This window comes from Streptomyces sp. NPDC004327 (assembly GCF_042873935.1).
Lineage (GTDB): Bacteria > Actinomycetota > Actinomycetes > Streptomycetales > Streptomycetaceae > Streptomyces.
In genome coordinates, this window is record NZ_JBIAME010000004.1 from 65,564 (window position 1) to 87,916 (window position 22,353).

The window sequence follows — 22,353 nt, forward strand, 5'->3', positions numbered from 1 at the left end:
ATCCTCGCAGTACAGTGCAGTGAACAATCGGGTGCACCACACCGTAGTACAGCCTGTTGGACTCTGTCATTCAAGATATTGGACGGTTGGACGGAAAGTGTCGGACCTCGATCAGCTCACCCAGTCGCTCGCCCGCAACCTGAAGCGCTGGCGCAACGAACGCGGCTTCACGCTGGACGCCCTCGCCGCCCGCGCCGGGGTCAGCCGCGGCATGATCATCCAGATCGAGCAGGCCCGCACGAATCCCAGCGTCGGCACCACGGTCAAGCTGGCCGACGCGCTCGGCGTCTCGATCACCACCCTCCTCGACTACGAGCAGGGCCCCCACGTCCGCCTCGTGCCGCCGGAGCAGGCCGTACGGATGTGGTCCACCTCCACCGGCAGCCACACCACGCTCCTCGTCGGCGCCGAGGCCCGCGGCCCCCTGGAGCTGTGGAAGTGGACCCTGATGCCGGGCGACGGCAGCGCCTCCGACCCGCACCCCGACGGCACCACCGAACTCCTCCACGTCACCGCCGGGACGCTCACCCTCGTCGTGGACGGCGAGGAGCACCCGATGCCGGCCGGCACCTCCGCCGTCTTCGAGAGCAACGTGCCGCACGCCTACCGCAACGACGGCACCGAGCCCGTGGAACTCACGATGGCCGTCTCCATCCCGCCCGCGCGCTAGGGCCGGTCCGGCGGATCAGGGTCGGACGGGCCCCGGCCCGGGCGGCCGCGTCAGCCCAGCTTCGGTATCTCGATGGCGGGGCAGCGGTCCATGACCATCTCCAGCCCCGCCTCCCGCGTGCGCGCGTACGCCTCCACGTCGACCACGCCGAGCTGGAACCAGACCGCCTTGGCGCCGATCCCGGCCGCCTGGTCCGCGACCGCGCCCGCCAGCTCGCTGTTCACGAACACGTCGACCACGTCCACCGGGAACGGGACGTCCGCGAGCGACGCGTACCCCTGCTCGCCGTGCACCGTCTCCGCCTTCGGGTGGACCGGCACGATCCGCTTCCCGAAGCGCTGGAGCGTCGCCGCCACCCCGTACGCCGCCCGGGCGCTGTTGGCGGACAGCCCCACGATCGCCCACGTGTCGCCGCTCTCGGTGAGGATCCTGCGAACGGTCTCCGGGCTGCCGTACATGCTCTGCCTCCTGTGGGCGCGGTGACATGGTCTGCCGGACCGTGCAACCAGCGCGATCACGAGGAGATTCCCGAGTTCGCGAGCGCATAGGCTGGCGGGATGCAGGAGCAGTACCGCACGCTCGCCGCCGAGGGCGTCCACGAGTCCGAGATCAACCGATCGCGCTTCATCTGCGCGCTGGCGCCCGTCGCCACCGAGGAGGAGGCGCAGGCGTTCGTCGGCCGCATCAGGCGCGAGCACCCCACCGCGACCCACAACTGCTTCGCGTACGTCATCGGCGCCGACGCCTCCGTGCAGAAGGCGTCCGACGACGGCGAGCCCGGCGGCACCGCCGGCGTGCCGATGCTCCAGATGCTGCTGCGGCGCGAGATGCGGTACGTCGCCGCCGTCGTCACCCGCTACTACGGCGGGGTGAAGCTCGGCGCGGGCGGGCTCATCCGCGCCTACGGCGGAGTGGTCGGCGAGGCCCTGGACGCCCTCGGCACGGTCACCCGGCGCCGCTACCGGCTCGCCACCGTCACCATCGACCACCAGCGCGCGGGCAAGCTCCAGAACGACCTGCGGTCCACCGGGCGGTCCGTGCGCGAGGTGACCTACGGGGAGGCCGTCACGATCGAGATCGGGCTGCCCGACGCCGACGTGACGGACTTCACTGCCTGGCTCGCCGACGCCACCGCCGGCGAGGCCGCCTTCGAACTCGGCGGCGAGGCCTACGGCGATGCGTGAGCCCGCCTCCGGCCCCGGACCGGCCGGCGTTGTCACACCCCACCGATACGCTCAGCATTCATGAGGCTTCTGCACACGTCGGACTGGCACCTGGGACGGTCGTTCCACCGGGTCGCCCTGCTCGACGCCCAGGCCGCGTTCCTCGACCACCTGGTGGCGACGGTGCGCGCGCGCGAGGTGGACGCCGTCCTGGTGGCCGGTGACGTCTACGACCGTGCCGTGCCCCCGCTCGCCGCCGTCGAGCTCTTCGACACCGCGCTGCACCGGCTCGCAGACGCCGGCGTGCCCACCGTCATGATCTCCGGCAACCACGACTCGGCCCGCCGCCTCGGCGTCGGCGCCGGCCTGATCGGGCGCGCCGGCATCCACCTGCGCACCGACCCGGCCGGTGCCGGCACCCCCGTCGTCCTTGCCGACGCCCACGGCGACGTCGCGCTCTACGGCCTGCCCTACCTCGAACCGGCCCTGGTCCGCGAGCAGTTCGGCGCCGAGAAGGCCGGGCACGAGGCCGTGCTCGCCGCCGCCATGGACCGGGTCCGCGCCGACCTCGCCGGCCGCCCCGAAGGCACCCGCTCCGTCGTCCTCGCCCACGCCTTCGTCGCCGGCGGCGAACCCAGCGACAGCGAGCGCGACATCACCGTCGGCGGCGTCGCCGCCGTCCCCGCCGGAGTCTTCGACGGCGTCGACTACGTGGCCCTCGGCCACCTCCACGGCAGCCAGGCCCTCACCCCGCGCGTCCGTTACTCCGGCTCCCCGCTCGCGTACTCCTTCTCCGAGGCCGACCACCGCAAGACCATGTGGCTGATCGAACTCGGCGCGGACGGCGCCGTCGAGCTCGCCGAGCGGATCGACTGCCCCGTGCCCCGGCCGCTCGCCCGCATCCGCGGCCACCTCGACGACCTGCTCGCCGACCCCGCACTCGCCCGACACGAGGACGCCTGGGTCGAGGCCACCCTCACCGACCCCGTGCGTCCCGCCGACCCCATGGCCCGGCTCGCCGCCCGCTTCCCGCACACCCTGCACCTGGTCTTCGACCCCGAGCGCGGCGACGACGACCCGCCCGTCTCCTACGCCACCCGGCTGCGCGACCGCAGCGACCAGCAGATCGCCGAGGACTTCGTCGCCCACGTGCGCGGCGGCGCCGGACCCGACGGCGCCGAGCGGACCGTCCTGTACGGGGCCTTCGACGACGTCCGGGTGGACGCGGCCGAGCGCGAGGTGAGCCGGTGAGACTCCACCGCCTCGCCGTCACCGCCTTCGGGCCCTTCGGCACCGCACAGGAGATCGACTTCGACGCCCTGTCGTCGGCCGGGCTCTTCCTCCTCCACGGACCCACCGGCGCCGGCAAGACCTCCGTCCTCGACGCCGTCTGCTTCGCGCTGTACGGAGCCGTGCCCGGCGCCCGCCAGAGCCCCGGCGCCGGCCTGCGCAGCGACCACGCCGCCGCCGGCACGTACACCGAGGTCACCCTCGACCTCACCGTGGGCGAGCGGCGCCTGGAGATCACCCGCCGGCCCGCCCAGCAGCGCCCCAAGCGGCGCGGCAGCGGCTTCACCACCGAGAAGGCGCAGAGCTGGCTGCGCGAGTACGACACCGAGGGCGGCGAGTGGCGCGCGCTGAGCCGCTCCCACCAGGAGATCGGCGAGGAGATCACCCAGCTCCTCGGCATGAGCCGGGACCAGTTCTGCCAGGTCGTGCTGCTGCCCCAGGGCGACTTCGCCCGCTTCCTGCGCGCCGACGCCGAGGCCCGCGGCAAGCTCCTCGGTCGGCTCTTCGACACCCGCCGCTTCGCCGCCGTCGAGGACCGCCTCGCCGAGCTGCGCCGCACCGCCGAGCAGGAGGTCCGCGAGGGGGACGAGCGGCTGCTCGCCCTCGCCCACCGGATGGCCGAGGCCGCCGGGACCGCGGGGGGTGCCGGCGTGGCGGAGCGGCCGGGCGAACCCGGCCTCGCCGAGGCCGTCCAGATCCGCGCCGCCCTCGCCCGCAGCGAAGCCCGTGAGGCCCTCGACATCGCAGGCCTGCGCCTCGCCGCCGCCGAACAGCGGCAGACCGCCGCCCGCGCCGCGCTCGACACCGCCCGCGAGCTCGCCGACCGCCAGGCCCGGCACGCCGACGCGCTCCGCCGCCAGGAGGAGCTGGCCGCCCGCCGCCCGCACCGCGACGACTGGCAGGCCGCCCTCGACCGCTCCCTCAAGGCCGACCGGGTCGCCCCCGCGCTCGGCCTGCGCGAGCACGCCGAGCAGGCCCACCGCGCCGCGAACACCGCCCGCGACCGGGCCCGTTCCGAGCTGCCGCCCGCGCTCGCCGACGCCGGCGCCGAGCGGCTCTCCACCGTCGAGCGGCGGCTGCGCGAGGAGCTCGGCGGCCTGGAGTCCGCCCGCCGCGCCGAACGACGGCACGCCGAGATCGCCGCCGAGCGCGCCGGACTCGACCGCGAGGCCCGCGCCGACGAGGACTTCCTCCAGGACGCCACCGCCTGGCTGGCCGGCTGGGAGCCGCGCCGCGCCGCGCTCCGGCAGCGCGTCGAGGCCGCCCAGGACGCCACCGCCCGCGCCGAACAGCTCGCCGGCCGCCTCGCCCCGGCCCGCCGCCGTCTCGCCGCCGCCCGCCGCCGCGACGAGCTCGCCACCGAACTCGCCGCCGCCCGCGAGCGGTTGACCACCGCCCGCGAGCGCCGCAACGAGGCCCACGAGCACTGGCTCGACGTCAAGTCCCGCCGCCTGCGCGGCATCGCCGCCGAACTCGCCGCCGCCCTCGCCCCCGGCGCTCCCTGCCAGGTCTGCGGCTCCGCCACCCATCCCGCCCCCGCCCGCACCACCGCCGACCACGTCGACCGCGCGGCCGAGGACGCCGCCTACGCGGCCTACACGCGCGCGGACGAGATCCGCACGGCGGCGGAGACCGGAGTCGCGGCGACGGCCGAGGCGTGGGAGGCGGCCCGGCAGGAGGCACGAGCGGAGGCGCCGGACGACGGCGCGGGCCTGCCGGCCGACGGTGCCGCCGGCGCCGGCCGGGTCGCCGGTTCGGCCGCCGACCCCGTCGTCGCCGAGCTCGCCCACGCGGTCGACGAGCTCACCCGCGCGCACGCCGAAGCCCACGCGCTCGCCGCGCAGACCCATGCCGCGCGCGAGGAGCTGGCGCGGGCCGAGCGGGAGTACGAGGAGCGGGGGAGCGCGCTGCGGGAGGCCGAGCGGCGGGTGGCCGGGCGGACGTCGCGGCGGGAGGCGCTGGAGGCGGAGCAGGACGCCCTGGCGGGCGAACTGGCGCGGGGACGCGGCGAGTCGGGAAGCGTGGCCGCGCACGCCACGCTCCTTGAGCGGCGGATCGCACTGCTGACCGAGGCGGCGGAGACCGTACGGGCGGCGGAGGTGACCGCGCGCGGGCTCAAGGAGGCCGACGCTCGGCTGGCCGACGCCGCGTTCCGGGCGGGGTTCGACACGCCCGCCGAGGCCGCGGCCGCGCTGCTCGACGAGACCACCCGCCGGACGCTCCAGCAGCGCGTCGACGCCTGGCAGGCCGAGGCCGCGGCCGTCGCCGACCGCCTCGCGGAGGAGGCCACCGCGGCCGCCGCCGCGCTGCCGCCGGCCGACCCGGCCGCGGCCGAAGCCGTACACGCTGCCGCCGAGCGGGCGCTGCGCGAGGCGACCACCGCGCTCTTCGCCGTACGGGAGCGGACGGACGCGCTGGCCCGGCTCTCCCGGGCGGCCGACGCCGAGGTGCGCCGGCTCGGGCCGCTGCGCGAGGAGTACGAGCGGGTCGCCCGGCTCGCCGGGCTCACCGCCGGCACCTCGGCGGAGAACGAGCGCAAGATGCGCCTGGAGTCGTACGTGCTCGCCGCCCGGCTCGAACAGGTCGCGGCCGCCGCCACCGCCCGGCTCCAGCGGATGTCCGCCGGCCGCTACACCCTGGTCCACTCCGACGCCCGCAGCGGCGGCCGGCGCGCCGGCCTCGGGCTGCACGTCGTCGACGCCTGGACGGGCAACGAACGGGACACCGCGACGCTCTCCGGCGGCGAGACCTTCTTCGCCTCGCTCGCGCTCGCCCTCGGCCTCGCCGACGTCGTCACCGACGAGGCCGGCGGCGTCCGGCTCGACACCCTCTTCATCGACGAGGGCTTCGGCAGCCTCGACGACCAGACCCTCGACGAGGTCCTGGACGTCCTGGACTCCCTCCGGGAGCGGGACCGCAGCGTGGGCATCGTCAGCCACGTCGGCGATCTGCGCCGCCGCATCCCGGCCCAGCTGGAGGTCGTCAAGGCCCGGCACGGGTCGGCCGTCAGACTCCGTACGGGAGGGGAAGCGCTCAGCGGCTGAGCACAGGGGGAGGGGCGGTCGACCGGCTTCAGCGGCCGATGGCCCGCCGCGGCAGCGGCGAGGAGTAGACGACGCTCGTCGTCACCGAGCCCAGCGTGCCCACCTTCCCGGAGATCTCCTCCAGGTGCCGCATCGACCGGGCGGCGACCTTCAGGACGAAGCAGTCGTCGCCGGTCACATGGTGCGCCTCCAGGACCTCCGGCGTGCTCGCGATGAGGTCGTGGAAGGGCTTGTAGTTGCCGTTCGGGTAGCGCAGCCGGACGAACGCGAGGATCGGCAGGCCCAGCCGCTCCTGGTCGACGACCGCCGTGTACCCGGCGATCACCCCGGCCTCCTCAAGGCGCCGCACCCGCTCGGTCACCGCCGACGGGGACATGGACACGGCCCGGGCGAGCTCGGCGAAGCTGGCCCGGCCCTGCTCCTGGAGGGCCGCGAGGATCCGCCAGTCCGTGGCGTCCGGGGTGTATCCGCTGGTCATGGGCGTGACCTTGCAGGGAAAACCCCGGGAGTTCAAGTCCTCCCGGGGTATCTCACATCCGTGCGAGCGCGGCGGCTCACAGCTTGGAGATCTCCTCCACCAGGTCGTCCAGACCCAGCGGCCCCTGCGACAGCGCCGCCATGTGCCACGCCTTCGCGTCGAACGCGTCGCCGTGCGCGGCCCGCGCGTTGGCCCGGCCGAGCAGCCAGGCCCGCTCGCCCAGCTTGTAGCCGATCGCCTGCGCGGGGACCGAGAGATAGCGGGTCATCTCGCTGTCCACGAAGGCCGGCGGCCGGCTGCTGTGCCGCTGGAAGAAATCCTGCGCGAGCTCCGGCGTCCACCGCTCGCCCGGGTGGAACGGCGCGTCCGCCGGGATCTCCAGCTCCAGGTGCATGCCGATGTCCACGATCACCCGGCAGGCCCGCATCATCTGCGCGTCGAGGTAGCCGAGGCGGCGCTCCGGGTCCTTCAGGAAGCCCAGTTCGTCCATCAGCCGCTCCGCGTACAGCGCCCAGCCCTCGGTGTTGGCGCTGACCTTGCCGACCGTCGCCTGGTAGCGGGAGAGCCGGTCGGCCACGTGCACCCACTGCGCCAGCTGGAGGTGATGGCCCGGCACGCCCTCGTGGTACCAGGTCGACACCAGGTCGTACACCGGGAAGCGCGTCTCCCCGTCGACCGGCAGCCAGGTGCGGCCCGGCCGGGAGAAGTCCTCCGACGGTCCGGTGTAGTACGGGGCGGCGGCGCTGCCCGGCGGGGCGATCCGCGACTCCACCCGCCGTACCCGCTCGGCGAGTTCGAAGTGGGTGCCGTCGAGCGCGTCGATCGCCTCGCTCATCAGGCGCTGCAGCCAGGTCCTGACCTCGTCCACGCCCTCGATGTGCGCGCCGTGCTCGTCGAGGTGGGCCAGCGCCTCCCACGGACCGGCGCCGGGCAGGATCCGCTCGGCCTCCTGGCGCATCTCGCCGAGCAGCCGGTGGTACTCGGACCAGCCGTACGCGTAAGCCTGGTCGAGGTCCAGGTCGGTGCCGTTGAAGAAGCGCGACCAGCGGCGATAGCGCTCCCGGCCCACCGTGTCGGGCGCGTCGGCGACCGCCGGGGCGTACACGTCGCGCATCCAGTCCCGCAGCTCCGTGCACGCCAGGTCCGCGCCCGCGCCGGCCGCCGCGAGCTCGCCGCGCAGCTCCTCGGGCACGGTGTCGCCGGCGCCCGCCGCGAAGCCCGCGAACCAGCCCCGGCCGGTCCCGTCCGGTCCGGCGGCACTGACCCACTCGGTGAGCTGGGTGACGAAGGTGGCGGTGGCGCGCGGCCCGCCGCGCAGGCCCCGCTCAAGACCGAGGCCCAGCGACTCCCGGTAGCCCGCCAGGGCCGCCGGGACCGCGCGCAGCCGCGACGCGATGGCCGTCCAGTCCTCGACGCTCGCGGTGGGCAGCATGGTGAAGGAGAGGCGCACGCTGTGCGCGGGCGAGCGCAGATTGCTCACGCAGCACAGACCCTCCTGCGCGTCGTGCACGAGGAGTTGGGCGGTCAGCCGCTCCCGCAGCAGCCGCGCGCAGCGCCGCTCGGCCTCGTCCGCCGCGCCGGGCTGCCGCTCGGCCTCGTCGAGCCGGGCGAGGGTGCGCCGGGCGAGGGCGGCGACGGCTTCCTGTCCGGCGGGAGAGAAGTCGGGCAGCCGGCCCGCGCTCTCCTGGACTCCCAGGAACGTACCGGTGATCGGGTCGAGTTCGATGAGTGCGTCGACATGGTCGTCGGCGACCTGGCGGGGGAGCGCGGGGCTGGAAGTGTCTGGCATGGGGGTCATCCTCGCGGGTGCGTCGTTCTCGCGTCACCCTCCGGCACTCTCATCCGATCTCAGTCGGCTGACAAATGAGCACCCGCGACGGGCGGCAGCAGCGGGCCGCACTCCCACTGCTGGAAGATCAGCCGGGTCTCCACCCGGGCCACCTCGCGCCGCGAGGTGAACTCGTCCAGGACGAGTCGCTGCAGGTCGGCCGGGTCGGCGACGGCCACGTGGACCAGATAGTCGTCCGGTCCGGTGAGGTGGAAGAGTGCCCGGGACTCGGGCAGCGCCCGGATCCGGTCGACGAACGGGCCGATCAGTTCGCGCCGGTGGGGGCGGACCTGGACCAGCAGCAGGGCCTCCAGACCGCGGCCGAGTTTGGCCGGATTCAGCTGTAGCCGGTGTCCGAGGATCACGCCGGTGCGGCGCAGCCGGGCCACTCGGTCCAGACAGGTCGAGGGGGCGACGCCCACCTCGGCGGCGAGCTCGCGGTAGGTGCTCCGGGCGTCGTTCTGCAACAGGCGAAGAATGTGCAGATCGACCGTGTCCAGTACGACAGAATCGGCCATCGGCCGAACGTAGCACGGCGTTTTCCCGCTACGGGCCGGTATCCGTTCACAGTGCCGCGCATGGACACCTCAACGGATGCCGCTGCGGGCGGCCTCGTCTCCGCCGTCCCGGCCGCCGCCCCCACCCGGGCCCTGGCCACCGAAGCAGTGCACGCCGGCCGCGACGACCTCGCGGAGCTCGGTCTGCACGCCCCGCCGCTCGACCTGTCCACCACCTACCCCTCGTACGACGCCCGGGCCGAAGCCGCCCGGATCGACGAGTTCGCTACCACCGGCGCCCGGCCGGACGGGCCGCCGGTCTACGCCCGGCTCGACAACCCCACCACCGGCCGTTTCGAGACCGCACTCGCCCGCCTGGAGGGCACGGAGTCGGCGGTCGCCTTCGCCAGCGGCATGGCCGCGCTCAGCGCGGTGCTGCTCAGCCGGGCGAGCCAGGGCCTGCGCCACGTCGTCGCCGTCCGTCCGCTGTACGGGTGCAGCGACCACATGCTGAACGCCGGCCTGCTCGGTACGGAGGTCACCTGGACCGACCCGGCGGGCGTCGCGGACGCGCTGCGTCCCGACACCGGCCTGGTGATGGTGGAGTCGCCGGCCAACCCGACCCTCGCCGAGGTCGACATCCGCGCCGTCGCCCACGCCTGCGGCTCGGTGCCGCTGCTCGTCGACAGCACCTTCGCCACCCCGGTCCTCCAGCGCCCCGCCGAGCAGGGCGCGCGGATCGTGCTGCACAGCGCCACCAAGTACCTCGGCGGCCACGGCGACGTGATGGGCGGGGTCGTCGCCTGCGACGAGGAGTTCGCTCGCGGCCTGCGCCAGGTGCGCTTCGCCACCGGCGGCGTGCTCCACCCGCTCGCCGGCTATCTGCTGCTGCGCGGCCTGTCCACGCTCCCGGTCCGGGTCCGGGCGGCCTCGGCGACGGCGGCCGAACTGGTCCGCCGCCTTTCCGCGGATCCGCGGGTGGCGCGGGTGCACTACCCGCGGATCGGCGGGGCGATGGTCGCCTTCGAGGTGTACGGGGACCCGCACGACGTCATCTCCGGCGTCCGGCTCATCACGCCGGCCGTCAGCCTCGGCAGCGTCGACACCCTGATCCAGCACCCGGCCTCGATCAGCCACCGCATCGTCGACGCCTCGGACCGCCGCTCGGGCGGCATCAGCGACCGGCTGCTGCGCATGTCGGTGGGGCTTGAGGACGTCGAGGACCTGTGGGCCGACCTGACGCAGGCGCTTGGCGCGACGACCGGGACCGAGCGGTCCGCGCTGGTGGGAACCGCCGCGCGGGCCTGAGTCCGGCAGTCGGCCCGGCCCGGCCTCGGCCCCGGCCGTCGGCCTCAGCTGTCAGCCCCGGCCGGGGCCGTGGCCCGGCGTCGGCAGCGCCGCCGGAGCCTGGGTCTGCGCCGGGGCCGGGCGGTCGGCCGGGCGGTGGGCCGGGCGGTCGGTGAGACGGGCGGTGATGACCAGGGTGCCCTCCTCGACCTGGTAGTCGAGCGGGAGCCGCAGCGCCCGCATGGCGGCCACCATGCCGGTGTTGGAGGACTGGGTCACCGCGTAGACGCTCTCGCAGCCGGCCTCGTCCGCCATCGCCACCAGCCGGCCGAGGAGCTCGGCGCCGATGCCGCGCCGCTGCCAGTCGTCCTCCACCAGGAGGGCGACCTCGGTCTCGTCGCCGTCCCAGAGCAGATGGCCGAGGGCGACGACGCGGCCGGAGGCCGTCTGCACCGCGAGGGTCCGGCCGAAGCGCGGGCTCAGCAGGTGGTCGAGGTAGCGGTCGGCGTCGCCGACGGGGCCGTGGTAGCGCAGGCTCAGCGTGCGGGCGGAGCAGCGGTCGTGCATGGCGCGCGCGGCGCGCAGGTCGCGCTGGTCGGCGCGGCGGACGGTGATCTCGTTGCCCTCGGGCAGCGTGAGCACGTCCCGGCCGTGCGGGACGCGCGGGCCGAGCCGGGCGTCGAGCTCGACCAGGGCCCGGGCCCGGGCGAACTCGGTCGGTGTGAAGGGCAGATGGGGCCGCTCGACGACGAGCGTGCCGCCGCGCGGGTCGCGCAGCCGCATCACCGTCTCCTCCAGGACGCCCTCCTCGGGGGCCTGTTCCCCGGTGGGTCGGCCGCTGAGGGACACCGCCGGGACCGAGTGGATCGTGCACCGGCCGAGCAGCTGGCGCAGGGCGAGCGGCAGTTCCGCGGCGTCGAGCGCGGTGCGGGTGGCGAGGCCGAGCACCCGGGTCGGGGTGTCGACGAGGTCGTGGGCGTCGGCCCGCTCGGTCCAGGTGTCGGCGCCGCCGGCCGCGGCGACCGCACGGGTGAGCGTGCCGGTCTGCAGGGCGGCGGGCGCCCGGAGCAGGAACTCGTCGACCGTGCCGTCGGCGAGCGGATGGGTCTGCAGCGTCAGGATGTCGACCCCGTGCCGGGCGAGCACCGTGCACAGCGCGGCCAGGCTGCCCGGGGTGTCGCGGACGGTGGTCCGCATCCGCCACAGGACCGTTCCGGCGGAGTCCCCCACGGGGGTGGGGTCCGGGCCGGACGCGACGGCCGGCGGCAGCGGGGAGTCCTCCCCGCTGCCGCCGGGATCGTCGGCGGGCGGCGCATGGCTGTGCCGCCGCGCCCACCAGGTGTGGAAGGCGGCGGTGGCGACCAGCGCGATCGCCGAGAACACCAGCAGGTAGGGGCCGTCGGGGCCCTTGGCGATGGTCTTGGCGATCGTGTCGGCCACCACCACGGCGGTGAACATCGCGGCGAGCTCGATCACGTCGTGCCGCCAGTGGTGGCGGCCGCGGGCGTTCTTCACTGTCTTCACGGTCTTCAGATCGGTCATGACGTCACTGTGACCCAGCGGTGTTGCGTGATCACGAACGCTTTGTGACTGATGGGTTAAGCGCCGATCTGGGGGCTTACTGACTGATTTCGGCCGCTTGTGTCGCCTCCTGATCGACCCTTTGTTCGGGCCTCTGTTCGGGCTTCTGTCCGAGCCTCTCTCCGAGGGCGGCCAGCAGCCGCCGTGCCTGCACCACCAGCTGCGTCGATCCCGGCCGTGCCGCCGTCTCCGCGAGCCCCGCGATCCGCCCGTACCCGCCGCACCGCTCGGCGCACTCCGCCGCCACCGCCACCAGCTCCCCGGCCCCGCGCACCGGCTTCGGCGCGGTGAGCAGCGCCGGCAGCAGCTCCACGAGCACCGCCCGCACCGTCGCGTACGCCCCGGTGGCCGCCGCCGTACGCGCCGCGTCGGCCAGCCGGTTCGGCTTCACCGTCCCCTCGGTCACCAGCTCCGCGAGCCGCGCCCCGAGCAGCGCCGGATCCAGCTCGCCCCGGGACGCGAGCACGAGCAGCGCGTCCACGGCCGTCAGCCGGTCCTCCGCGTGCCGGGAGCCCAGCCCCAGGGCGAGCCCGAGGTGGACGGCGGGACCGACCGGTCCCTCGGATTCGGCGACGGCGGTCAGCGCCCAGGCCGCTCCCCGGTCCTCGCCCTCGGCTCCACCGGCCAGCGACGGCAGCAGCCAGGCCGCTAGCGTCTCCCGGTCGTCCGGCAGCACCGCCGGCCACAGCGGATGCACGCCCGACCAGTGGTAGCGGCTGCAGCCGCGCACCGTCTCCGTCCGCGACGCGCCCAGCCACGCGAACACGGGCGGGAACTCGTCCCGGATCACCGGGCGCTCCCGCACCGCGAGGACCAGCCGGTCCGCGAGCCACCACGGCCCCGACTGATGGCGCACGCCCCGGGGCAGGCACCGCAGGGTGGGGGCGAGCGACTCGTCCGCCGTCAGCCACTCCGCCAGCCGCGCCCCCGCCCGCGTCCCGAGCGCCGCCGCCTCCTCGGCCGCCCCGGCCGCCGACGCCTCGCCCTTGCGCACCCGCAGCAGCGCCTGCGCCAGGTCCACCGGCATCGGCTCAAGCCCGGCGTCGCGGTACTCCCGCAGCCGCGCCACCAGCACGGGCGCATCGATCGCCCCGGTGCTCCAGGTCGGCGTGGCGAGCAGGAACGGAACCGGCGTCGTGACCATGAGCCAGCCCGCCTCCCACATCCGGGCGTCGATCGCCCGCGTCAGGGCCTTGTGGGCACAGGAAGGCGCATCGACCGGCCGCCTGCGGGCGGCATCCAGCTGCCCGGGCCGCACCGCACCGAGCAGCGCTGCCAGCACGGTGAGGATGCCCATCGAACCGTTCGAGGTGTGATCCGCGCGCTCCAGCCAGTACGCCTCCGCGAACGCCTCCCGCAGCGCCGCCCTCAGCGCCTCCCGGTCCCGGTGTGCATGCCGGACGACACCGTCGAGCGCCCGCTCGAAGTCCTCCACCGATCCGTACTGGCGGCGCTCCAGCGCCACCAGCTCCTCCACCAGCTCCGCGACCGTCGGCGCCGCCGGCGCCAGCCGCCGGGGCTCCGGAACCGGCGGCAGCACCTCCACGTACGGCATGTCGTCGGCGAGCGCGGCCGCGCCGAACAGCTCCACCGCGGCCGCCCGGTGCACCGGGCTCAACAGCGCGGCGGCGCCCGCCAGTTCCTCGCGCACCCGCCCGTCGACGCGCGCCAGATACCGGCCCACCAGGGCCAGCGCCCGCTCCTGGATCGCCGTGTCCTCGTGCCCGAACGCGTCCATGACGACCGGCAGCAGCTCCGCCGCCGCGCCCGGGTCACGCCGCAGCACCTTGCCGAGCAGCGTCAACTGCGCCCGCACCAGCTTCTTCTCGGTGCGGAACAGCACCGCGCCGGACATCTCCGCCAGCTCCGCGACCGTGAGCCCGCCGTCCAGAGCCTGCTCGGCGAGCACCTTCTGCGCGTACGCGGCCACCGGAGACGGGGCGTCCGCCACCATGCCGAGCCAGTCCGCAATCCGCCCGCTCCGCTCCTGCCGCGTCGTCCCGAGCAGTTCGAGCAGGGCAAGCGGGAAACGCAGATCGCGGGGCCGCCCGCCGCGCAGCAGCCGGGACAGACAGCCGTCGACCAGCCCGGCCCGGTCCAGGACGCCCTCGTCGGCCAGCGTCCTGAGCGCGGCCGGCCAGTGCGCGGGCGACTCGGCGCCGTACGACATCGCCAGCTGGCCGGGCGTCTCGGCGAGCTCCAGGACGTACGGCACGAGCACCGGCGTCTGCGGATCGGCGCGCAGCGCCTCGACCAGCCGCGGGCCGGTCATCGCCCGCGTCCAGCCCAGCAGATACCCCTCGTTCGTCGGCACCGGACAGCCCGAGCGGACCACGAGGGCGTGCACCAGACGGTACTGCTCCTCGGCGACCACCGGCCGCTCGGCGAGCCGCTGCGCCAGGTCCGCGAGCCATGCCGGCTCCCGGCCGGCGAGCACCGCGAGGAGACCGTCCACGGTGTGCTCGCCCCAGCCGGTCAGATCCCGGGCACCGATCCAGGCGGCCGCCGCGGCCGCGCCCGTCTGGCAGCCGGCGCCGGCCACCCGCAGCGCGCGCTGCGCCTCCACCTGCGCGGACCACTGGTCCCAGCCCCAGCCGCGCACCTCCTTGCGCAGCTCCTTCAGCCGCGGCAGCAACGCCTTGCGGGCCGCCGCGTCCAGGCCCGCCAGCAGGCCCGGCACCTGCGCGTGCCGCCCCGCCCGCACCGCGGCGAGCAGCTCCGCCGTCGCCGCCGCCTCCACCGCCGTCGCCGTCGTCTCCGTCGTCTCCATCGCCTTTTCCGTCGTCTCCGCCGTCATCGCACACCCCCCACGGCCGCCGCGGCCGCCTCTGCCTTCGCCCCGCGGTGCGCCATCCGCACCGCGAGCGCGTGCTTGCACGGGCCGCGCCGGCCCCGGTAGTCCGCCCACCACGCGCACGTACAGCTCAGCCGGCCGTCCGCCGACTCCCTCACCTGGTAGCGCCGTTCCCCCGAGGTCACCGACGCGAGCGCGCCCTCCAGGGCCACCGCGCCCTCGGCGAGCAGCGACCGCGCGGCGAGCAGACGCGGATTGTGCCGCTCGGCGCGGTCCGCGTCGTACGGCAGCTTGCGGTGGAAGTAGGCCGCGTCCGCCACGTCGTACCCCACCCGGCCCGCCGTGCCGAGCCGCGTCAGCGCCGCCCGCACCCGGTCGACGGTGAGACCCGACTGGGCCGCCAGGTCGGCGAGGTCGATCCGGGGCTCCCAGGCGAGCAGCACCGACACCAGCTCCGCGTCCCGCGCCGCCTCCTCGGTGGCCAGCGCCTCCAGGACGCCGCCCTCGCCGGAGAAACCGCGAGCCGGGTCCGGGGAGAGCGTCAGCGTGAGCCGCATGCCCGGCAGCGCCACCTCCCAGGCGCTCGGCGCGGGCCGGCCATCAGGCACCGGCCCGTACACCCTGAGCGCCGTCGCGTACCGCAGCACGCGCTCCAGGGCGACCAGCCGGTCAGGTCCCGCCAGGCACACCGCGCCCGCCACCGGCCGGGTCGTCGGCCGCAGGGTCCGCCCCGACGCCACCACCCACAGCGGCCCCCGGCCCCGGGCCTGCGAGCGCGGCAGCGAGCGCAGGAACCGCACCGCCTCCGCGCCAGACAGCTCGGCCCGCAGATCGAAGCCGGCCGACGCCACCTGCGCCTCGGCGAACCCGCGCAGCCAGCGGTCCGGCAGCGGCACCTTCTTCTCCAGCACCGGACCGTCCAGCGTGGTCACCGCCAATTCCTCGGGTCCGACCCGCAGATGCAGCGGATCCTCCCCGGTGAGCCGCGACAGCGCCTCCCGCAGCGGGTTGTTGACGTCCACGTTCGTCGTCCCGTGCCCGGTCTCCGCCCCTTCGAGGCCCGCGCTCAGCACGTCGAGGCGCGCGTACACCCCGCCGCAGCCCGAGAACGACTCGAACCGCAACCGGTCGCCGTTGCCCGTCACCACCGGATCCAGCGAACCCGGCCGTATCCGCTGGTGGTAGCGGGCGGCGGCCACGTCGGCGACCGCCAGCAGACCGCGCGCGGCCGGCTGCGGCGAGGTGAGGAATCCGGAGAAGAACCGCGGATGGGCCTCGGCGCCGCGCGGCGTGAGACCCCCGGCCGTCTCCAGGCCGAGCAGCCGCCCGGAGCCCATGGGCTCCAGGGCGGACGGGCGTGCGTAGGCGAGCGCCTGTACGGATCGGGTCATGCAAACGACCGTAGGACCCGGCACTGACAATCGACCCTGGCATGGGTTCCGACCTGCGGAAACGGTCCTATGGCGAAGAGACTTGAGGGGCCGTCCGCACCCGGACCGGCCCCTCCGCTCACGCCCCTCCGCTCACGCCTTGCCGCTCAGGGTCTCCGCTCACGCCCCGGCGATGGCCCGCAGCGCGGCGAGATGGCGCAGGTAGACCGCGCGCCCTTGTTCCGTCAGGGCCAGCCAGGTCCGGGCCCGGCGGCCCACCCGGCCCTTGTCCACGGAGACGAGGCCGGCCTCCTCCAGGGCCGCGACCTGCTTGGACAGGACCGAGTCGGAGACCTCCACCAGATCGCGGACGAAGCCGAACTCGGCCTTGTCCAGCGGTGCGAGGGCCGCGACGACCGAGAGGCGCACCGGTGAGTTCAGCAGCGGATCCAGGTCGTGCCGCGGGTGGGAGCCCGGGCGGGCGCCGCCGTCGCCGTCGATCGTCGCGCTCATGCCCGCGCACGCCGTTCGAGGAGCGCCGCGACCGCGATCGTGGCCACGCAGCAGGCCGTCGCGGCCGCGGCGAACGGCAGGCTGTCCCGCAGCACCGTGGTGCCCAGCACGATCGAGATCGTGTACACCGCGGCCCACGCCGCCATCGTGAGGCTGTGCCGCAGCGCGAAGCGCCGGCGGACGGCGCGCTGGCGGGCCGCGTACCGGCTCAGCGCGATGACGGACACGACGTACAACCCCATGGAGACCGCGAACGCGACCGGCTGGTGCCACAGCAGCACGACGGGCACGAAGACCACCTGCAGGGCGCCGAAGGCCAGCAGATAGCGCAGATACCAGTCACCGCCCCGGCGGCGGGCCGAGCTCTCCATCAGCCTGCTGCGGCCCAACGCCGCGGCGGCGTCACTGAATTCGGACATGACGATTCCCCCTCGTCCTCGACGGCAATTACTTTCCACTATGGCAAGTAGATGCCATCGAGGCAAGCCGCCGGAATCCGGCGGAACCTGAAGGAATCCGCGGGGACTTACTGGCCCACGCGGCCCGGCTGCAGCGTCTTGCTGAACAGCACCAGGCCGCCCTCGGCGCGCAGCCGGACCGTCAGTTCCCCGCTGTCGCCGTCGATGTCGACCTCGCCGAAGTACTGCGGGGTCTCCATCGGCGAGAGGTTGGCCCGCTCGGGCGCCCGCACGAAGACCCGCTCCGGGCCGAAGGTGTCGTCCAGCTTGTTCGCCGGGAAGCCGCCCGCCGCCAGCGGTCCGGACACGAACTCCCAGAACGGCTCGAAGTCCTGGAACGCCGCGCGCTCCGGCGCGTAGTGCTGCGCCGAGGTGTAGTGGACGTCCGCCGTGAGCCACAGCGTGCCGGTGATGCGCCGGTGCTTGATGAACCGCAGCAGCTCGGCGATCTGCAGCTCGCGGCCGAGCGGCGCGCCAGGGTCGCCCTGGGCGACCGCCTCGAAGTTCACGGCCCCGTCGGTGACGACGAGCCCCAGCGGCATGTCCGCGGCGATCACCTTCCATACCGCGCGCGACCGGCTCAGCTCCCGCTTCAGCCACTCCAGCTGCTCGGCGCCCAGGATGCCGACGGTGTCGTCGGCCTGCCGGCCCGGCGAGTTGGCGTCGCGGTACGAGCGCATGTCCAGGACGAACACGTCGAGCAGCGGCCCGCGCCGCACCACCCGGTGCACCCGGCCCTCGGAGCGGGTCTCGCCCGCGCGCGCGTGCAGCGTGGAGACCGGGAAGTACTCGGCGAAGGCGCGCGACGCGCGGGCCGCGAGGACGTCGATGTTCTTCTCGGTGTAGCGGACGTCGTCCAGGATCTGGCCCGGATACCAGTTGTTGCGGACCTCGTGGTCGTCCCACTGCACGATCGACGGCACCTGCGCGTTGAACGCGCGCACGTTGTGGTCGAGCAGGTTGTAGCGGAAGTTGCCGCGGTACTCGTCGAGTGTCTCGGCGACCTTCGACTTCTCGGGCGTGGTGAGGTTCCGCCAGATCCGGCCGTCGGGCAGCGTCACGCTGGGCTGGATGACGCCGTCCGCGTAGATCGTGTCGCCGCTGCACAGGAAGAAGTCCGGGTCGAGGCGGCGCATCTCCTCGTACGCGCGGAAGCCGCCGATGTCCGGGTTGATGCCCCAGCCCTGCCCGGCTATGTCGCCCGACCACAGGAACCGCACCCCGTCCCGGCGGCGCTCTCCCGCCGTGCGGAAGGTGCCGAGGACCGGTTCGCCGGTACGGCGCGGGTCGTCGGGGTCGGCCAGGGTGACCCGGTAGTGGATCTGCTCCCCGGCCGGCAGGTCGCGCAGCGCGGTGGTGCCGGTGAAGTCCGTGCCGGGGCCGAGCAGCGGACCGTAGTGGCGGCGCACCCGGCGGAACGATTCGCCGGCCGAGGTCTCCACGACCATCCGGGCCGGCCGGTCCGCGCGGACCCACACCAGACCCGAGTGCGCGGTCACGTCGCCGGTCTGCACGCCCCACGCGGCCGACGGCCGCCCGGACAGGGCGAACGCCGGGCTCGCGAACGCGCCGCCGCCTGCGGTCAGGGCGGCCGCCGACGCGGCGAGCGATCCGCGCAGGACCGTACGACGGGTGGGAGCCGGGCCGGATGCGGGCTGGGACATCGAGCGCCTCCAAGGGGCGGACGGAGCGGGACCGTTGTCCCGCAGGGCGGTCAGCCGTGCGGGCAGGTGTACGGCCCCGAGGGCCGCGTCCCATGCCTAGCGCTCGGGAACGGCGCCCAGCCGAACCCCGTGTGAACAACGGCCCGGAGCGCGCCGCCGGTTGACACGGCCCGAGCCGGCCCGGTCGGCCCGTTCGGTTGCGGTCGCGGTCGCGGTCGCGGTCGCCTCTGCTGGCCGGGCCGGACCGGTCGCCCTCATCAGCCCGGTCGCCACCTTCGGTCCGCCCGGCCCGGCCAGTCCCGTCGCCACGGCCAGTCCCGTCGCCACGGTCGCCGGGCGCCGGTTCGGCCCGCCCGCCCCCGTGCGCTCAGCCTCGCTCCTCCTCGTACGCCCCCGCCACCAGCGCCACCCCGCGCGCGATCTCCGTCTCCGGCAGATGCGCGTAGCCGAGCACCAGCCGCACCGCGCCGTCGTCGGGACGCTCCGTGCCGTACTCCTCCAAGGGGCGCAGCGCGACGCCCGCCGCGTCGGCCAGCGCCAGGAAGCGCTCCGTCGGGCCGTACCGCGGCGGTACGCGCGCGATGATGTGCAGGCCCGCGGCGATGCCGCTCACCCGCGTGCCCGGGAAGTGCCGCGCGAGCGCGGCGACCAGGGCGTCGCGCCGTTCCCGGTAGGCGCGCTGGCAGCGGCGCAGCTGCCGGTCGTAGCCGCCGCCGGACACGAAACGGGCGAGGACGGCCTGGTCGAGGGCCGGATTGCCGAGGTCCATCGTCCGTTTGCGCTCGGCGATCTCGTCGAGCAGCGCGCCCGGCACCAGCATCCAGCCGAGCCGCATGCCCGGCGCGAGCGACTTGCTCACCGAGCCGGCGTAGGCGACCCGCTCCGGATCGAGCCCCTGCAGCGCACCCACGGGGGCCCGGTCGTATCGGAACTCCCCGTCGTAGTCGTCCTCCAGGACGAAGCCGTCCACCCGCCGCGCCCAGTCGAGCAGCGCGGCCCGGCGCTCCGCCGAGTAGGCGATGCCGGACGGGAAGTGGTGCGAGGGCGTCACCACCACCGCCCGCACGCCGGACGCGGCCAGCGGTCCCGGCACCAGACCCTCGTCGTCCACCGGCAGCCACACGGTGTCCAGGCCGGTCGCCGCGAACAGCCTGCCGTGCTCGGGGCTGCCCGGGTCCTCGATGCCCACCGTGCCGTGCCCGCGCGCCCGCAGCGCGAAGCCGAGCAGTGTCGTGGCCTGCGCCACCCCCGAACACACCACGAGCCGCTCGGGATCGGCCACCACCCCGCGCCGGCGCGCGAGCAGCGCGGCGAGCGCGCCCCGCAGCTCCGGCAGGCCGCGCGGATCGGGATAGCCGAGCTGCCGGTGCGCGAGTTCGGCCAGGACGGACCGCTGGGCGGCGCCCCACGCCGCGCGCGGGAACAGCGACAGGTCCGGCGTCCCGGGGCGGAAGTCGACGCGCACGCCGGCGCCCGGAGCACGCGGCGCCAGATCCCGTACGCCGGGCGCCGCCGCGCGCGCCGCCCCGCCGACCCAGGTGCCCGACCCGCGGCCGCTGCGCAGGTAGCCCTCGGCGGTCAACTGCTCGTACGCCTCGGTCACGAGCCCCCGCGACACCCCGAGGTCGGCGGCGAGTTCCCGGCTCGACGGCAGCCGCGTCCCGGGCGTCAGGCGGCCCGTACGCACCGCCTCCCGCAGCGCTCCCTGCAGCGAGCGGCCCCGCTGCCGCGCCGGCGCCGCCACGGCGGGCAGGAGCAGCTCCCAGGCCGGCTGCGGGCCGCCGGCGCCCGGGCCCGTACCGTCCGAAGTGGTCCCCGATGACGTCATGGAAGTGGACCTTAAGACAGAGAGCGCCGCTTCCTAACGTCGGTTCCATGCACACGAACACCCTGCGCGGCGCGCTCCTCGTGACCGTCGCCTACGCCCTCGTCGGCGCCTCCTTCACCGCCAACAGCCTGCTCGGCTCCTATCCGTACGCCGGCGGCCAGGCGCTGCGCTACGCCGCCGCCTGCCTGCTTCTGCTGCCCCTGATCGGCCGCGCCGGGTTCGGTCCGCTGCGCGCCCTGACCGGCCGTCAGTGGCTGCGTGTCGCGCTGCTCGCGGCCGTCGGCATGGTCGGCTTCAATCTGACGGTCCTCGCCGCCGAGCGCACCGCGGAACCCGCCGTGCCCGGCGTCCTGGTGGGCTGCGCGCCCGTCGTGGTCGCCGTCCTGGTCCCGCTGACCGAGGGGCGCAGTCCGACCCGGGCGGTGCTGTGCGGGGCGGTCCTCGTCGCCGCCGGAGCGTTCGTGGTGCAGGGGTGGGGGCGTACGGACGTGGTGGGGCTCGGCTGGTCGGTGGCCGCGCTCGCGGGCGAGGTCGGGTTCACGGTGCTGGCGGTGCCGGTGCTGCGGCCGCTCGGGCCGAAGCTGCTGACCGCGGTGGTGTGCGCGGTGGCGGCCGTGGAGGCGATGGCGCTGGGGTTCCTCGCCGACGGGACGGCGGCACTGCGCGTGCCGACGCCCGTGGAGACCGGGGCGCTGGTGTGGCAGGCCGCGCTCGCGACCGTCGTCGGCTTCGTCCTCTTCTACATGGGCGTGCAGCGGATCGGCATGGAGAGGGCGACGCTCTATACGGGGGCGATCCCGGTGGCCGCCGCGCTGACCGCGGCCGCCGTGTCCCACGGTTCCTTCGGCCTGCCGCAGGCCGCCGGCAGCCTCCTGGTGGGAGCCGGGGCGGCCCTGGGCACCGGCCTGTTCGGTCCCAGGGCCGCCGGCACCTCAGACAGCGCTGCCGTCGAGGATCACCCGGGACACCAGGGCGGGGTCGTCGTTCATGGGGACGTGGCCGCAGCCGGGCAGCCGGACCAGCCGGGCGCCCGGGACGGTCTGCTTGGCGCGGACGCCCTGACGGCGCAGCAGCAGCCGGTCCCGGCTGCCCCAGGCGACGGTCACGGGCACGGCGGGGACGTCGTCGGTGAACAGCGCGTTCCGGCCCGCGGAGAGGGTCTGCTCGAAGCCGCTCGCCTGCCGCAGGGCCAGCGTCTCGGCGACCGCGGCCTCGGGTGAACGGCGGCCGGGGCGTGCGTAGATGGTGCTGGTGAGGGCGGTGCGGCCGGCCGCGCTGCGGGAGAGCAGCTCGATCAGCGGGACGGGCAGCGCGAGCGCGGCGCCCCGCATGGCGCGCAGCGTCGTGAACGCGTAGCGCCGCTCGCCCTCGGACCAGAAGCCGCCCGGCGAGAGCGCGGTCACCGAGCGCACCAGCTCGTCGCGGCCGAGCGCCAGGGCGAGCAGCCCGCCGAGCGAGTTGCCCGCCACGTGCGGCCGGTCGATCCCGAGGGCCTCGCAGAACGCGCCGAGCAGCGGCACCACCGTGGCCAGGTCGTACGCGAGCGGCTCGGGCAGCGCCGGGGACGCGCCGAAGCCCGGCAGGTCGACGGCGACGACGTCGCGCTCGGTCGCCAGGATGTCGAGCACCGGCTCCCAGGCCTGCCAGTGGTGCCCGATCCCGTGGAGCAGCAGCAGGGGTTCGCCGGCGCCCCGCCGCTCGTAGGAGACGGTGACCGTGCGCGGCCCCGCGGGGGACTGCACGGCGAACGAGATCTGTGCGGACATGGCTGCTCCCTGTCGTACCGTCACCGTCTTGAGAGACGTCCTGTCAGCAACAATTACCCGCGAGTAGAGTCGAGTTCAAGACCTCGGGCGCCCGCCGGCCCGAACTGGACAGGCGCGGACGC

At 75.1% G+C, this 22,353-nt stretch carries 17 protein-coding genes and 1 pseudogene; 6 read left to right on the plus strand and 12 right to left on the minus strand.

Going from position 1 to position 22,353, the window contains the following annotated elements:
• Positions 1–97: 97 nt before the first annotated feature.
• Positions 98–670 (plus strand): helix-turn-helix domain-containing protein, encoded by a 573-nt coding sequence (locus tag ACFYU9_RS14580; protein WP_389217188.1) that lies wholly within the window; start codon positions 98–100, stop codon positions 668–670.
• 50 nt (positions 671–720) lie between these two features.
• Here the strand turns inward: ACFYU9_RS14580 and ACFYU9_RS14585 are convergent, their stop codons facing one another.
• Complete coding sequence (locus ACFYU9_RS14585) at positions 721–1,128, minus strand: CoA-binding protein (protein ID WP_389344832.1); 408 nt, start codon at positions 1,126–1,128, stop codon at positions 721–723.
• A 99-nt stretch (positions 1,129–1,227) separates the two neighbouring features.
• On the opposite strand from ACFYU9_RS14585, the gene ACFYU9_RS14590 reads away from it, so the two are divergent.
• Genes ACFYU9_RS14590 through ACFYU9_RS14600 form a run of 3 tightly spaced genes read left to right on the plus strand, consistent with a single transcriptional unit; the run spans position 1,228 to position 6,167 of the window.
• Entirely contained in the window at positions 1,228–1,854 is a 627-nt protein-coding gene (locus ACFYU9_RS14590) for a YigZ family protein (RefSeq protein ID WP_389217194.1), read from the plus strand.
• A gap of 60 nt (positions 1,855–1,914) precedes the next feature.
• The gene (locus tag ACFYU9_RS14595) at positions 1,915–3,084 is read left to right on the plus strand and encodes an exonuclease SbcCD subunit D (RefSeq protein WP_389217197.1); all 1,170 of its coding nucleotides are present in this window, start codon (positions 1,915–1,917) and stop codon (positions 3,082–3,084) included.
• Entirely contained in the window at positions 3,081–6,167 is a 3,087-nt protein-coding gene (locus tag ACFYU9_RS14600; RefSeq protein WP_389344834.1) for an AAA family ATPase, read from the plus strand. Before ACFYU9_RS14595 ends, ACFYU9_RS14600 begins: the two co-directional genes overlap by 4 nt.
• A gap of 28 nt (positions 6,168–6,195) precedes the next feature.
• Here ACFYU9_RS14600 and ACFYU9_RS14605 read toward each other — a convergent pair whose 3' ends face one another.
• The 3 genes from ACFYU9_RS14605 to ACFYU9_RS14615 form a co-directional block, all read right to left on the minus strand.
• Positions 6,196–6,645 (minus strand): Lrp/AsnC family transcriptional regulator, encoded by a 450-nt coding sequence (locus ACFYU9_RS14605; protein WP_389217203.1) that lies wholly within the window; start codon positions 6,643–6,645, stop codon positions 6,196–6,198.
• 76 nt (positions 6,646–6,721) lie between these two features.
• Entirely contained in the window at positions 6,722–8,434 is a 1,713-nt protein-coding gene (locus tag ACFYU9_RS14610; RefSeq protein WP_389217206.1) for a DUF885 domain-containing protein, read from the minus strand.
• A 59-nt stretch (positions 8,435–8,493) separates the two neighbouring features.
• Positions 8,494–8,991: an Lrp/AsnC family transcriptional regulator gene (locus ACFYU9_RS14615; RefSeq protein WP_389217209.1), complete on the minus strand. Its 498-nt coding sequence runs from the start codon at positions 8,989–8,991 to the stop codon at positions 8,494–8,496.
• A gap of 60 nt (positions 8,992–9,051) precedes the next feature.
• On the opposite strand from ACFYU9_RS14615, the gene ACFYU9_RS14620 reads away from it, so the two are divergent.
• Positions 9,052–10,278 (plus strand): trans-sulfuration enzyme family protein, encoded by a 1,227-nt coding sequence (locus tag ACFYU9_RS14620; protein ID WP_389217212.1) that lies wholly within the window; start codon positions 9,052–9,054, stop codon positions 10,276–10,278.
• Positions 10,279–10,329: 51 nt separating this feature from the next.
• Here ACFYU9_RS14620 and ACFYU9_RS14625 read toward each other — a convergent pair whose 3' ends face one another.
• The 7 genes from ACFYU9_RS14625 to ACFYU9_RS14655 all read right to left on the minus strand — a co-directional run bounded on the left by ACFYU9_RS14625 (position 10,330) and on the right by ACFYU9_RS14655 (position 20,465).
• The gene (locus tag ACFYU9_RS14625; protein ID WP_389217215.1) at positions 10,330–11,799 is read right to left on the minus strand and encodes a GNAT family N-acetyltransferase; all 1,470 of its coding nucleotides are present in this window, start codon (positions 11,797–11,799) and stop codon (positions 10,330–10,332) included.
• Between the two features lie 76 nt (positions 11,800–11,875).
• Positions 11,876–14,608, minus strand: a complete 2,733-nt coding sequence (locus tag ACFYU9_RS14630; protein ID WP_389344836.1) for a DUF6493 family protein — start codon at positions 14,606–14,608, stop codon at positions 11,876–11,878.
• Positions 14,609–14,631: 23 nt separating this feature from the next.
• Positions 14,632–16,023 (minus strand): SWIM zinc finger domain-containing protein, encoded by a 1,392-nt coding sequence (locus tag ACFYU9_RS14635; RefSeq protein ID WP_389344838.1) that lies wholly within the window; start codon positions 16,021–16,023, stop codon positions 14,632–14,634.
• Positions 16,024–16,182: 159 nt separating this feature from the next.
• Positions 16,183–16,515 carry a winged helix-turn-helix domain-containing protein gene (locus ACFYU9_RS14640; RefSeq protein WP_389344840.1) on the minus strand — a complete coding sequence of 111 codons (333 nt, stop codon included), beginning with the start codon at positions 16,513–16,515 and terminating at the stop codon, positions 16,183–16,185.
• Complete coding sequence (locus tag ACFYU9_RS14645) at positions 16,512–16,934, minus strand: hypothetical protein (RefSeq protein ID WP_389217227.1); 423 nt, start codon at positions 16,932–16,934, stop codon at positions 16,512–16,514. Before ACFYU9_RS14645 ends, ACFYU9_RS14640 begins: the two co-directional genes overlap by 4 nt.
• Positions 16,935–17,041: 107 nt before the next feature.
• The gene (locus ACFYU9_RS14650; RefSeq protein WP_389217230.1) at positions 17,042–18,637 is read right to left on the minus strand and encodes an alkaline phosphatase D family protein; all 1,596 of its coding nucleotides are present in this window, start codon (positions 18,635–18,637) and stop codon (positions 17,042–17,044) included.
• Positions 18,638–19,004: 367 nt separating this feature from the next.
• The gene (locus ACFYU9_RS14655) at positions 19,005–20,465 is read right to left on the minus strand and encodes a PLP-dependent aminotransferase family protein (protein WP_389344842.1); all 1,461 of its coding nucleotides are present in this window, start codon (positions 20,463–20,465) and stop codon (positions 19,005–19,007) included.
• 47 nt (positions 20,466–20,512) lie between these two features.
• Here ACFYU9_RS14655 and ACFYU9_RS14660 point away from each other — a divergent pair.
• Positions 20,513–21,301, plus strand: a pseudogene (locus tag ACFYU9_RS14660) (EamA family transporter); the annotation flags it as partial.
• Between the two features lie 96 nt (positions 21,302–21,397).
• Here the strand turns inward: ACFYU9_RS14660 and ACFYU9_RS14665 are convergent.
• Positions 21,398–22,231, minus strand: a complete 834-nt coding sequence (locus ACFYU9_RS14665) for an alpha/beta fold hydrolase (protein ID WP_389217235.1) — start codon at positions 22,229–22,231, stop codon at positions 21,398–21,400.
• Positions 22,232–22,353: the final 122 nt, after the last annotated feature.